A 12335-nucleotide genomic window follows, 5' to 3' on the forward strand; every position below is an offset into this window, starting at 1 on the left:
GTCAGCGGCTCGCCGGCGCGCGACCGTAAAGAAGGAGCATGGCGACGATGACGACGCCATAGATGATCTGCCGTCCCGCCTCCGGCATCTGCATGACCGACAGGATGGATTGCAACAGTGTGATCAGGATCACGCCGGCGACCGTGCCGAGATAGGAGCCGCGCCCGCCCAGGATCGAGGTGCCACCGAGCACGACGGCCGCGATCGACGGCAGCAGATAGGCGTCACCCATCGATTGCGCCGCCTTGGAGGCGTAGCCCGCCAGCAGCACGCCGCCAAAGGCGGAGAGCCCGCCGGAGACAGCGAAGGCGATCATCACCACGCGTCTTGTGTCGATGCCTGAGAGATAGGCGGCGCGCTCGCGGTTGCCGATGCCATAGACCGCACGGCCAAAACCGCTGCGGGTCAGCACGAACACCATCGCGGCCCCGATCAGCGCCCAGATGATGACTGCATTGGGCACGCCCGGAATGGTGAACCCGGTGGCGAGGTAGCGCATGGCGCCGGTGGCCGAATCCTGCGGCGAGAAGCCGCCGGTGTAGACCACCATCAACCCTTGCGCGACGGCGTTGGTGGCGAGCGTGATGATCATCGAGGGAATGCGCAGATAGGCGACGCCGATGCCGTTGACGATACCGATCAGCACGCCGCAGAAGATGCCGAACGGGATAGCCAGCGCCACGCCTGCCGGGCCGTAGGCGGCCGCCGCACAGGCCATCATCGCACCCGCCGCCACCGACCACGGCACCGACAGGTCGATCTGGCCGAGCAGGATGACCAGCATCATGCCGGTGGCGATGACGCCGAGGAACGAGGCCACCTTGAGCTGCTGCAAGAGATATTCAGGCGACAGGAAGCTGCGCGAATAGAGGCTGCCAACCAACAGCAGCACTACGATGCAGGCAAAGGCGGTCAGCACCGCCGGATCGGCGCGGCGGATGAATTTCGGCATGCGGCCGGCAATGCCGCCCAAGGTCGTCTCGCTCACAGGAACCACTCCAGGCGGTTGCGGACCCGAAACAGGGCGAAGGCGCCGAGGCTGACGGCGACCAGCAGGATAACGCCCTGGAACAGCGGCTGCCAGAGCGGATCGAAGTCGAAGACGAACAACAGGTCGCCGATGGTGCGGAAGGCCAGCGCGCCGAAGATGGCACCGATGGCGCTGCCCTTGCCGCCGAACAGCGAAACACCACCCAGCACGACCGCCGCGATCGAGAACAGCGTATAGGCGTTGCCGCTGGCATAGGCGGCCTCCCCCGTATAGGTGAAAAAGGTCAGGAACAGTCCGCCGATCGCGGCCAGCAGCCCCGCAAGCGTGTAAGCGGAGAACTTGCCGCGCCTTATCGGCACGCCCGACATATAGGCAGCCGTTTCCGAAGAGCCGGCCGCGTAGGCGGCGCGGCCGAGTACAGAGCGGCTGAACGGCACCCAGATCAGCAGAACGACCGCCAGCAGCACGACCAGGCTTGCCGGCACCAGATCGAACAGACGTCCTGTCATAGCATCGGCCAGATCCTCGTTGACCGAGCCGCCCGGAAAGGGCCGCAGCAAAAGGCCGATGCCGTAGTAGACCGCGCCGGTGGCGATGGTCGCGACGATCGGCTGCAGCCTTCCATAGATCACGATGGCGCCGTTGATCGCGCCGCACAAAAGTCCCGCCACCAGCACGGCGACGACGCCGAGCGTCGTCTGCATCGGCGTGCCCACAACCAGCCAGGAGGCCAGACAGTTGGTGAGCAGGAATATCATGCCGACGGACAGGTCGATGCCGGAGGTGATCACGACCAGCGTCTGCGCCATGGCGACGAAGGCAAGCAGCACGCCCTTGTTCGCCGCCGTCTGCACGACATTGGCGGTGAAGCCCGCCGGATGGTTCGAGGTGTAGATGACGAACATGACGATGAAGATGCCGAGCGCCAGCAATGTTCCACGCTGCTCGGCCAGCCAGTAACGCCAATCCTTCACGCTTCCGCTCCCAGGCCCACCGGGCTCTCCTCGCCATGGATGTTAAGCGCGCTCGATATCAGCGCCCTTTCGGTGATCTCGGCGCCGACCAGTTCGCGTTTGACCGCGCCGTCATAGAGAACCAGCACCCGGTCGCAGCAGCCGATCAGCTCGTCATAGTCGGTCGAATAGAACAGGATCGCCGCGCCCGCGTCCGCCAGCTTGCGCATCAGCTGATAGATTTCCTGCTTGGTGCCGACATCGATGCCGCGCGTCGGATCGTTGAGCAGGATGATTCGCGGCTGGCGCATCAGCCATTTGGCTATGACCACTTTCTGCTGGTTGCCGCCCGACAGCGCGCCAACCGGAATATCGAGGCCCGCCGTCTTGATCGCCAGAAGGCCGACCATGTCGTCGATCAGCCGCTGTTCGGCGGCGCGGTCGATAATGCCGCCTTTGGACAGCCGGTCGAGTGCGGCGAAGGACAGGTTTTCGCGCACCGTCATCGGCAGCATCAGGCCTTCGGTCTTGCGGTCTTCCGGGATGAGCGCCATGCCGATGCCGTCCTCGCGGGCCGCCGCCGGGCTGGTGATCGTCGCCGGCTTGCCGTCGATCAGCACTTCGCCCGAGAGGCCACGCAGCACACCGAAGAAAGCAAGCAGCAATTCGCGCTGGCCCTGGCCATCGAGCCCGCCGAGGCCGACCACCTCGCCTGCCCTGACCGTCAGCGAGATGTTATCCAGCCGGTCGGCCCAGGACAATTTGCGCGCCTCGAGCCTGGGGGCGGCGCCGGCCGGTGCGGCCGGCGGCTTGGGCGGAAAAATATGGCTGTACTCGCGGCCGATCATCAGCTCGACCACCTCGTTGTCGCTCTTCGAGCCGGCCTTGTAGCTGGCGACATTGCGGCCATTGCGGAACACCGTGCAATGGTCGGCCAGTTCGGCGATCTCGTTCATGCGGTGCGAGATGTAGAGCAGCGCCAGCCCTTCCGAGCGCAGCCGCTTCAGCACGCCGAAGATCTTCGCGACATCCGCTGCCGTCAGCGCCGACGTCGCCTCGTCGAGGATGAGAATGCGTGGTTTGCGCGCCAGCGCCTTGGCGATCTCCACCATCTGCCGGCGCGACAGCGGCAGGTCCTTGACCAGCGCCAGCGGATGGATGTCGGCGGCGCCCGCGCGGGCAAGCGCGTCCTCGGCGATGCGGCGCTGCGCCTTGCGATCGATCATGCCGAAGCGTTTGGGCGGATCCGAAATGACGATATTGTCGGCGACGCTGAGTTCGGGGATCAGCGACAATTCCTGGAAGATGCAGACGATGCCGGCCTTGTTCGCCGCACCGGGCGAAGCGAAGGTCACTTCGCGCCCATCCAGCATCATGCGGCCTTCGTCGGGCGCCACGACACCTGCCATGACCTTGATCAATGTCGACTTGCCGGCGCCGTTTTCACCGAGGATGGCGTGGATGCTACCGGTGGAAACCGTCAGCTCGGCCTTCTCCAGCGCCCGCACGCCGCCATAGCGCTTGGAAATGCCTTCCATGCGAAAGAGTGGAGCCGCACCGTCCATCAACCCTCCCCGGGGCAATCATGGGATTTCGGGGCTGGCGCCGCGGGTTAACCCGCGGCGCCAGCGATAGCAGTGAGCCTACTGGTTTTCCTTGGTCTGGCCCATGATTTCCTGGGCACTGAAATTGATGCCGCAGGTCGGGAAGGAATTGCCGACGAAGAAATTGTCGGACTGGTCGGGGAAGAAATCCTGGCCTGCCTTGAAGTTCGGATCCTCCACGATGGCCAGCGGCAGCTTCACCGATTGCGGCACGACATTGCCTTCGAGGGCCGCGATTGCCGTCTTGATTGCCACGGCCACCTGGGCGGGGCCGGTGCCGGCGGAAGAGCACTTCAAGCCGTCGCCGGCATGTGCGGCGCAGAACTTGCGAAAACCGTTCTCCGTCTCGCCGCCGAACGGAACGAATGGATGCTTGGCATCCATCATCGCCTGCACGATGCCGGTGTCGCCGCCCTGCCCGGTGATGCCGTCGAAGGGTCCGTTGGTGGCAATCGCGTCCGCCGTAGCTTTCTGGGCAACGCCGTCGTCCCATTTGCCGACCACCTCGGTGACTTCCCATTTCTTGCCCGAGCCGTCGAGCACCTCGTGGATGCCGGCATGACGGTCCGTGTCGACGGAAGTGCCGGCGACGCCGCGCACTTCGAGCACCTTTCCGCCGTTCGGAACATGTGAGACCAACCACTTGCCCCACAATGCGCCAAGGCCCTTCTGGTCGACATTGACGTTGATGGCATCCTTGGTGTCGAGAATGTTGTCGAAGGCGACCAGCACGACCCCGGCCTCCTTCGCCCGCTTGATGACTGGCCCGAAGGCGGTCGGGTTCTGCGCGTTGACGACGATGGCGTCAAAGCCGGAATCGATGAAATTGTTGATCGCGGAGATCTGCGCCGGGACGTCCTCACCCGTCGACACAACCTTGAATTCCTTCAACTTCTTGGCGACATCCGGCTGTGCGGCATAGGCCTTGGCGGTCTGCACCATCTGGATACGCCAGGTGTTGGCGATATAGCCGTTGGCGAGCGCAATGCGATATGGGCCGGCCTTCTTGGGGAACTTGAAGAATTGCGTATCGGCTGCCCATGGGGCGAAGCAGCCCGGCTCGGCTGCCGGCCCCTTGACGATTTCTGGGCCTGCGGCCATCGCCGCTGAGCTCAACATGACGAATGCAGTGGCGGCAACGATGCCACCAACGAGTGACTTGATCATCGATATTCCTCCCAGTTGCAGTTCTGACTTGTTTGTTTAGCTGCAGTACAATGACGTTCGCCCAAGCACCTCCTGCCCTGGCTCGCCATGCATGTCAGGTGGCCGGCGCCGGCCTGATCCCTCCTTTGTTGCTCCTTAAGCAGCGCCGAAAGTATCATATTATCAATAATAAACAAGGAAAATGCTGTCGCTTATGTATAATAAACAGCGGTTCGACTTCGCGCTGACCCGAATGGTAGCGCTACCAAGAATGTCTGTAAAGGCTGATTTCAGCAGGTTCTAAAATGTTTCAACGTGCCGTGCTCTCGCGCTGCTTCAGCTCGAAACCGAGGTCTACGACCCGATGCTCTGGCCTGTTGCCGCCAATTGCCGCCAGCGCCATGGCCACCGCGCGCCTGCCGATTTCGTAGCGATGGGTGCGGACACTGGTGATCGAGGGAAAAGCCACCTGCATCATGTCGAGATCGTTGAAGCCGACAATGCCGATGGTCTTCGGCACGTCGATCGAAGCGCGATGGCATTCGAACAGCACACCGAGCGCGATGTCGTCGTTGTTGCAGAACACGCCGTCGAGCGTCGGCATCTTGGCAAGGGCATCGCGGAACAGTTCGCGGCCAAGCGACACGCTGGAAAGCACCGGCGTGGTGGTAATCAGGCGCGGGTCTAGCAGCCCGGCCTTCTCCATCGCCACCCGGTAACCAGCAAGGCGCCGCTGCGAGCGCGGGTCCATGCGCGCACCGATGAAACCGATCCGGCGATACCCCGCCTCGATCAGGTGCTCGGTCGCGGTCCTGCCGCCGTCGAGATGCGAAAAGCCGACCATCATGTCCACGGGATCGGGCCCGGTCTCCATCACCTGGACCACCGGGCAACCGGCATTCTCCAACAGTTTTCGCGAGGTGGGCGTCTGGTCGATGCCGGCGACGATCAGCGCTGCCGGCCGCTGGGAGCCAAACAGCTGCAGCAGACGCTCCTCCTCCAGCCCGGAATAATGCGTGTTGCCGAGCTGGATGCGGAACGGGCTGTCCGACAGGCTGTCATAAATGCCGCGCACCACCTCCGCGAAGACATTGTTGGTCAGCGAGGGCACCAGCACACCGAACACCTCGGCGCGCGCCGAGGCCAATGCGCGTGCGTTGGGATCCGGCACATAGCCAAGCTCTTCGACGGCGGCCATGATCTGGCGGCGCAACTCCTTGGAAACGCGTTCCGGCTCGCGCAGCGCGCGGGAAACGGTGATGGCGCCGACGCCGGCCTTGTGTGCCACATCCGATAGGGTTGGGCGGCCACCGCCCCGGCGCGAGCGCGGCTTGATCAAGGCCTTGGCCCATGCGCATGGCCATCGAACCGCGCGCCCAATGCGATCTTTCCAGCTGTCGCCATCTCACCGGCCTGTTGCCGCACCCATCCGCCTTGGCGTCGCGCAGTGACTGCCTGTTGTCAAGCCGAGCCACCGAGTGGCTGTGCCAGACCTTCGCCTCAGGCGGCCGCGACAGCTCTGTGCCTCGCCTTCCACATGAACAACCCGATCGCCAGTATGTTCAACAGATTCCAGGCGATGCCGTTCAGGAACGCGGCGGCGTAGGAGCCGGTCAGGTCGTAGATCCAGCCCGACATCCAGCCGCCGATCGCCATGCCGAAAATCGTCGCCATCATCACGATGCCGATGCGCTGGCCGGCCTCCTTGGCGGGCAGATATTCGCGCACGATGATCGCATAGCAAGGCACGATACCGCCCTGCGACAGACCGAAGACCAGCGACACGACATAGAGCGAGGCGAGCCGGTCGAACGGGATATAGAACAGCAATGACAGGCATTGCAGCACGGAGCCGATAAGCAAGGTTTTGACGCCGCCGATGCGGTCGGCGACAAAGCCGGACGCAAGCCGGCTGACGACTCCCGCCGCCATCATGATGGACAGCATGTCGGCGCCATGCGCGATGCCGTAGCCAAGATCCATGCAGTAGGCGACGATGTGCACTTGGGGCATCGACATCGCCACGCAGCAGCCCAGTCCCGCGACGACCAGCAGGACCTGCATTGCCGCCGGCGACATTGGAATCGGCTGCACCGGCCGGCTTCCGGGCGAGCCGGCGGCCGTCGCTTCCGGAGCGCCGCGACGCAGCAACAGCACAAGCGGCACCATGGTGACGAGGCAGAAGACGCCGATGCCCGCATAGGTGAAGCGCCAGCCTTCTGCCTTGATCAGCGTCGGCATGATCGTGGGCCAGATCGCTCCGGCAAGGTAGTTGCCGGCCGCCGCCGCCGTGACGGCGACGCCGCGGCGGCGATTGAACCAGTGCGAGATATCGGCGATCAGCGGCCCAAAGATCACCGATGTGCCGACACCGATCAGCACCCCCTGGGCAAGGGTGAATTGCAGGATCGATGTCGACAGCGCGGCGAGCACGAGACCGGCGGAGAGCGCGATCGAGGAGAACAGCGCCGGGATCCAATAGCCCATGCGGTCGATGGCGCGGCCGACCAGCACATTGCCGGCGGCGAAGCCCACCATGGTCGCGGTGTAGGGCATGGATGCCGCGGCGCGGTCGACGCCGAACTCGGCCTGTACCGCCGGCAGCACCACGACAACGGCCCACATGCCGACCGCACCGATCGTCGCCAGCAGCATCGAGATGGCAAGGCGCATCCAGGCGTAGGAACTGTCGATACCGGGACCGGCCCGGCTCAAGTCGATTCGCGTCAAAGGCGTTTCCTGTCGGCGGTCTCAATCGCTGCTGTTTTGACCACTATCGACGCAATCTCGGCGCACGGCAGCACCACAGCAGGCAAATCCGTGGCTCCAGGCCGACACGAATGCGGGAACCGACGCCGATATCTGGAGTTTCCGATTAGCAACACCGCAAAGGAGTCCAGCCATGACCGCCACCAAGCAGAAATGGTCGGCCGAGGTGACCGAGCACAGCAATGCGATGGATCTCGAGGACCACGTCTTCGAATCCGACGACGCCAAGAAGATCGCCGCCTCGCTCAAGCGTTCGGCCGAACACAGCCACCGTCGCAAGGCCGAACCCTTCCAGTCCGCCATGTCGATGCTGAATTTCTACATCAACAGGGCCGGAAAAAACCTGCCCGCGGCGCGCAAGAAGATCCTCGAAGACGCCAAGGACGAACTGCGCGCCGCATTCGGGCGTCCAAAGGAGGATTAGCCGCCCCCCATGGCTCCTCGAGTTGCTTCCTCAGCCCTTCAAAACGAGGTGAGGAACGTGCCGGTTGTCCAGCCGGTCGGCGTCCTATTGTTTGATCTCGGGTTCGACGAGCTTGGCCAGGTTCCGTAGCGATTCCTGCCAGCCGAGATAGCAGGCTTCCGCGGGAATGACGTCCGGGATGCCGGCCTGGGTGATGTTCACTTCGGTGCCCACGGACACTTTCTTCAACGTCACCGTCACCTCGATCTCGCCGGGCAGGTTGGGATCGTCGAACCTGTCGGTGTAGCGCAGGAGTTCGCCCGCAACGAGCTCGACATACTCACCGCCGAACGAGTGGCTGTCGCCGGTGGTAAAATTGCGGAACGACATTTTGAACGTGCCGCCGACCTTGCCCTCGAATTGATGAACCGTGCAGGTGAAGCCGTTCGGCGGAAGCCATTTGGCAAGCGCGTCGGCCTCGAGGAACGCGCGGTAGACCTTCTCCGGGCTGGTGGTCAGAACGCGGTGCAGACGTACGGTGCTGGGCATGTCAAATTCTCCTTGCTGGTTTCCCGTTCGACACCCCAAGGACGGGTGCCACACAGCCGATCCGACACTAGCTCTCGAATTTTTTGGCGGTGCCGGCCTGAATTGCTTCGACGGCCTGCAAGACGGAAACACCCGCGTGCCGAATGGCTTATCGGTGAATCCTACCGCGAACGGATGACGTTGTCGGTATTGGCCAGCAGCTTGCGCACGGCATTGCGCGCCGCATCGGGCCGTTGCAGGCGGATATTCTTTTCGATTGCCTCATGCATCTTCTGGGCGAGCTGCAAATCGTCGAGTTCCCGGGTCGTGTAGGTGAACAAATGATCGAAGGCGGATTCGATCAGCACGCCGAGCGGGACCAGTAGGTCGTTGCCGGAGGCACGCAGGATGGCGAGGTGGAAGCGGGTGTCGGCGCGGGTCCGTTCCTGCAGACTTTTCGCCTCGCCCATCTCGCGGCAGGCTTGGCTGATCTCGGCCATCTGCTCGTCGGTCCGCCGCATGGCGGCGAAGGCCGTCGCTTCCGGCTCGATGATGTGGCGAAATTCCTGCACCGTCCTCAGGAACACCTCGCGGTCGGGCGACGTCGCGTACCAGGCAAGCACATCGCGGTCGAGCAGGTTCCAACGTTCCTTCGGTTCGACCCAACTGCCGATCTTGGGGCGCGATGCCAACAGGCTCTTGGCCATCAGCATCTTGATCGCCTCGCGCACCGCCGACCGGCTGACGCTGAAGGTCTCCGACCATTTGGCTTCATTGGGCAGGATGGTGCCGGGCGGATAGTCGCCGCGCACGATCCGCAGACCAATCTCGCTCGCCAGCGACGTATGCACGCTGGAGCCGGGAATGCGCGCCGCGTCGGGCCGGCGAACACCGACCGGGCGCTCGACAGCTACAGCCTTTTTGGGCGATTTTTCCTTGTTCGGTCTCGCGTCCCGCATGGGCTCCAGAAAGGCCGGTTTACGGAAGCTGTCAAGCGCGGTGCAGGCGTTGGGCCGCAAAGCCGGCTTCTATGCACAACCCAGCCGCGATTCGACCACGCTCAGGCGGTCTTGACGTATTTGCGCCAGCTATGCTCGGGCCGGAAGCCGAGCATGTCGCGCGCCTTGCGGTTCGACAGCAGCGTCTCGTATTCGCCGAGTTCGCCCTTGACCGGCACGCCGGGATAAAACCGCTTCAGGAGTTCGGCCGTCGGCAGATCGGACGAGGTGTCGTCATTGGCGGCGTTGAACGCCTGGTAGCCCAGCCCATCTTTCTCGATGGCGCGCTGCGTGATCTGGCCAAGGTCGCGCGCGTCGATGTAGCTCCAGGCGATCCGTTTGCGAAAGCCCGGATCGGCGAACCATTTCGGAAACAGCGAATACTCGTGCGGCTCGATGACATTGCCGATGCGCAAGGCATAGATGTCCGTGCCATTGCGCTGCGCGAAAGCGCGCGCCGTCTTCTCGTTGACGATCTTGGACAGCGCATAGCTGTCCATCGGATCGACGTCATACTCCTCGTCGAGCGGGAAATGCGTGGGGTCGCGCGGCTCGTTGGCGAACACTAGGCCGTAGGTCGTCTCGCTGGAAGCGATGATCACCTTGCGGATGCCGAGCTTCACCGCGGCCTCGATGACATTGTAGGTGCCCATCGCGTTGATGCGGAACACCTCGTTGTCGGGCGTGATCATGATGCGTGGAATGGCGGCGAAATGCACCACGGCGTCGACCGGCTGCGGCCGCAGCGACGGATCGAATTCGTGCAGCCCCATATAGCTCGACAGCGCGTTGAACACCTGGCCGCTGTCGGTGATGTCGGTGATCAGCGTGCGCACCTTGGGATTGTCGAGCGGCCTGGTGTCGATGTTGAGCACCTGGCAGCCCTGCTCCACCAGATATTGCACGACGTGGCGTCCAGCCTTGCCGCTGCCGCCGGTGAACATGATCCGCTTCGTCATTCTGGTCTCCACGAAAGTCCTGGGATTGACGTGTATTGTCAGACAATATTGCTTTCTGCAACCGTATATGGCTAAAACGGCGGCGACATTATCGATAATCACAGACAGGACAGACAGCATGAACACGACCGCCAGCAGCGAGAAGATCGGCTTTGTCGGCCTTGGCCTGATGGGTCACGGCATCGCCAAGAACATCGTCGACAAGGGGTATTCCCTGACATTTCTCGGCCGCAAGAACCGCAAACCGGCGGCGGATCTTCTCGGCCGGGGCGCTCATGAGGCGTCGACCTCCCGCGACGTGGCGGCGGCATCCGATATCATCTTCATTTGCGTCACCGGCTCGCGCGAGGTGGAGGCCATCATTCGCGGCCCCGGCGGGCTCAAGGAGGGTTTGAAGAACGGTTCGGTCGTCGTCGACTGCTCGACCTCCGATCCGGTCTCGACGGTGTCGCTCGCGGCAGAACTCAACGCGCTTGGCGTCGATTATGTCGATGCGCCGCTCAGCCGCACCCCGAAGGAAGCCTGGGAAGGCACGCTCGACGCCATGGTCGGCGCGCCCGACGCCGTCTTCGCCAGGGTCAAGCCGGTGATCGATACCTGGGCCGGCCGCATCGTCCATATCGGTGACACCGGCGATGGCCACCGCATGAAGCTGCTCAACAATTTCATTTCGCTGGGTTATGCCGCGATCTATTCCGAGGCATTGGCACTGGCGGAGAAGGTCGGCATCTCGCCGCCGCGTTTCGACAGCGTCATCCGCAATGGCCGCATGGATTGCGGCTTCTACCAGACCTTCATGCGCTGGACGCTGGAAGGTGATCGCGACGCCCACAAATTCACCATCGCCAACGCCTTCAAGGACCTGACCTATCTGGAATCGATGGCGGGTGCGGCCGGCATCGCCAACCCGCTCGGCAACGCCACCAAGAACTCCTTCGCCGGCGCCCACGCAACCGGTCCGGCCGAGCAGTTCGTGCCGATGCTGGCCACGCACATCGCCAAAGTGAATGGTGTCGACCTGATGCCGATGAAGGATGGCAAGAAGCAGACGATCTGAGGCCCGAACCGCCGGCGGGCCCTTACCGCCGGCCCCTTCCGATCCCCTCATCGGTGTCGGCGAGCAGCTTGTGCACGGCGCTACGCGCCGCGGCTGGCCGCTGCAGGCGGATGCTCTTTTCGATCGCCTCGTGCAGTTTCTGTGCCCGCCGCTGATCGCCGACCTGGCGCGTGGTGAAGACGAAGAGATGGTCGAGCGCCGATTCGATCAGCACGCCGAGCGGTACCAGAAGGTCGTTGCCCGAGGCCCGCAGGATGGCCAGGTGAAAGCGCGTGTCGGCACGGATGCGCTCGGGCAGGTTGGCCGCCTCGCCCATCTCGCGGCAAGCCAGGCTGATCTCGGCCATCTGCTCGTCGCTGCGCCGCATGGCGGCGAAGGCGGACGCCTCCGGTTCGATGATGTGGCGGAACTCCTGAACCGTGCGCAGAAACGCCTCGCGATCCGGCGCGGTCGCGTACCAGGCCAGCACGTCGCGGTCGAGCAGGTTCCAGCGCTCCTTGGGCTCGACCCAGCTGCCGATCTTGGGGCGCGACGCCAAAAGGCTCTTGGCCATCAGCATCTTGATCGCCTCGCGCACCGCCGAACGGCTGACATTGAAGGTTTCGGCCCATTTGGCTTCGTTGGGCAGGATGCTGCCAGGCGGATAGTCGCCGCGCACGATCCTGAGGCCAATCTCGCTGGCGAGCGAGGCATGGACGCTGGACCCGGCAAAGTGCGCCGCTTCCGCCCTACGCACGGCTGCTGGGTCGCGACTGGCTTGCGCCTTGGCCCGGCCGGCTTTTCTTTTTGCCTTCTCGTCCGGCATCCACGTTCCAATAGGTCGGCCGCCCGTCACCCGCATTGATCTAAACCCGCGCGGCGCACCGATCCGTTGCCGAAAATCCAAACCACGGACGCGTCAAAGCCGGAGCCCGTTGCCCCAACCAA

General features: G+C 63.6%; 12 protein-coding genes. 2 read left to right on the forward strand and 10 right to left on the reverse strand.

Going from position 1 to position 12335, the window contains the following annotated elements:
- Nucleotide 1: 1 nt before the first annotated feature.
- The 6 genes from FJW08_RS20080 to FJW08_RS20105 all read right to left on the reverse strand — a co-directional run bounded on the left by FJW08_RS20080 (nt 2) and on the right by FJW08_RS20105 (nt 7424).
- Complete coding sequence (locus FJW08_RS20080; RefSeq protein ID WP_140811984.1) at nt 2-988, reverse strand: ABC transporter permease; 987 nt, start codon at nt 986-988, stop codon at nt 2-4.
- Nucleotides 985-1965, reverse strand: coding sequence for an ABC transporter permease (locus FJW08_RS20085; RefSeq protein WP_140759081.1), 981 nt, complete (start codon nt 1963-1965; stop codon nt 985-987). Before FJW08_RS20085 ends, FJW08_RS20080 begins: the two co-directional genes overlap by 4 nt.
- Nucleotides 1962-3509 (reverse strand): sugar ABC transporter ATP-binding protein, encoded by a 1548-nt coding sequence (locus tag FJW08_RS20090; RefSeq protein ID WP_140811985.1) that lies wholly within the window; start codon nt 3507-3509, stop codon nt 1962-1964. Before FJW08_RS20090 ends, FJW08_RS20085 begins: the two co-directional genes overlap by 4 nt.
- Nucleotides 3510-3587: 78 nt before the next feature.
- Nucleotides 3588-4715, reverse strand: a complete 1128-nt coding sequence (locus FJW08_RS20095) for a sugar ABC transporter substrate-binding protein (RefSeq protein WP_140811986.1) — start codon at nt 4713-4715, stop codon at nt 3588-3590.
- Nucleotides 4716-5004: 289 nt separating this feature from the next.
- A complete protein-coding gene (locus tag FJW08_RS20100; RefSeq protein ID WP_140811987.1) occupies nt 5005-6033 on the reverse strand; it encodes a LacI family DNA-binding transcriptional regulator in 1029 nt (342 codons plus the stop codon).
- A gap of 161 nt (nt 6034-6194) precedes the next feature.
- Nucleotides 6195-7424 carry an MFS transporter gene (locus FJW08_RS20105; RefSeq protein ID WP_140811988.1) on the reverse strand — a complete coding sequence of 410 codons (1230 nt, stop codon included), beginning with the start codon at nt 7422-7424 and terminating at the stop codon, nt 6195-6197.
- Nucleotides 7425-7596: 172 nt separating this feature from the next.
- Between FJW08_RS20105 and FJW08_RS20110 the strand changes: the two genes are divergently transcribed.
- A complete protein-coding gene (locus FJW08_RS20110) occupies nt 7597-7887 on the forward strand; it encodes a DUF3175 domain-containing protein (protein ID WP_140811989.1) in 291 nt (96 codons plus the stop codon).
- Nucleotides 7888-7971: 84 nt separating this feature from the next.
- On the opposite strand, the gene FJW08_RS20115 is transcribed toward FJW08_RS20110, so the two are convergent.
- The 3 genes from FJW08_RS20115 to FJW08_RS20125 form a co-directional block, all read right to left on the reverse strand.
- Nucleotides 7972-8415 (reverse strand): SRPBCC family protein, encoded by a 444-nt coding sequence (locus tag FJW08_RS20115; protein WP_140811990.1) that lies wholly within the window; start codon nt 8413-8415, stop codon nt 7972-7974.
- A 161-nt stretch (nt 8416-8576) separates the two neighbouring features.
- Nucleotides 8577-9353: a FadR/GntR family transcriptional regulator gene (locus tag FJW08_RS20120; RefSeq protein WP_140759094.1), complete on the reverse strand. Its 777-nt coding sequence runs from the start codon at nt 9351-9353 to the stop codon at nt 8577-8579.
- 101 nt (nt 9354-9454) lie between these two features.
- Complete coding sequence (locus FJW08_RS20125; RefSeq protein WP_140811991.1) at nt 9455-10351, reverse strand: NAD(P)-dependent oxidoreductase; 897 nt, start codon at nt 10349-10351, stop codon at nt 9455-9457.
- A gap of 118 nt (nt 10352-10469) precedes the next feature.
- Between FJW08_RS20125 and FJW08_RS20130 the strand changes: the two genes are divergently transcribed.
- On the forward strand, nt 10470-11408 hold the full coding sequence (locus FJW08_RS20130) for an NAD(P)-dependent oxidoreductase (RefSeq protein ID WP_140811992.1): 939 nt from the start codon (nt 10470-10472) through the stop codon (nt 11406-11408).
- A 22-nt stretch (nt 11409-11430) separates the two neighbouring features.
- On the opposite strand, the gene FJW08_RS20135 is transcribed toward FJW08_RS20130, so the two are convergent.
- Nucleotides 11431-12213, reverse strand: a complete 783-nt coding sequence (locus FJW08_RS20135; RefSeq protein WP_140811993.1) for a FadR/GntR family transcriptional regulator — start codon at nt 12211-12213, stop codon at nt 11431-11433.
- Between the last annotated feature and the right edge of the window lie 122 nt (nt 12214-12335).

Source organism: Mesorhizobium sp. B3-2-1, from assembly GCF_006439515.1.
Classification (GTDB): domain Bacteria; phylum Pseudomonadota; class Alphaproteobacteria; order Rhizobiales; family Rhizobiaceae; genus Mesorhizobium.

Excerpts from the sequence above, each read along its gene's own strand:
- FJW08_RS20090 (WP_140811985.1), bottom strand. The coding sequence starts at position 3,509 with ATGGACGGTGCGGCTCCACTCTTTCGCATGGAAGGCATTTCCAAGCGC.
- FJW08_RS20095 (WP_140811986.1), bottom strand. The coding sequence starts at position 4,715 with ATGATCAAGTCACTCGTTGGTGGCATCGTTGCCGCCACTGCATTCGTC.
- FJW08_RS20110 (WP_140811989.1), top strand. The coding sequence starts at position 7,597 with ATGACCGCCACCAAGCAGAAATGGTCGGCCGAGGTGACCGAGCACAGC.
- FJW08_RS20115 (WP_140811990.1), bottom strand. The coding sequence starts at position 8,415 with ATGCCCAGCACCGTACGTCTGCACCGCGTTCTGACCACCAGCCCGGAG.
- FJW08_RS20120 (WP_140759094.1), bottom strand. The coding sequence starts at position 9,353 with ATGCGGGACGCGAGACCGAACAAGGAAAAATCGCCCAAAAAGGCTGTA.
- FJW08_RS20125 (WP_140811991.1), bottom strand. The coding sequence starts at position 10,351 with ATGACGAAGCGGATCATGTTCACCGGCGGCAGCGGCAAGGCTGGACGC.
- FJW08_RS20130 (WP_140811992.1), top strand. The coding sequence starts at position 10,470 with ATGAACACGACCGCCAGCAGCGAGAAGATCGGCTTTGTCGGCCTTGGC.
- FJW08_RS20135 (WP_140811993.1), bottom strand. The coding sequence starts at position 12,213 with ATGCCGGACGAGAAGGCAAAAAGAAAAGCCGGCCGGGCCAAGGCGCAA.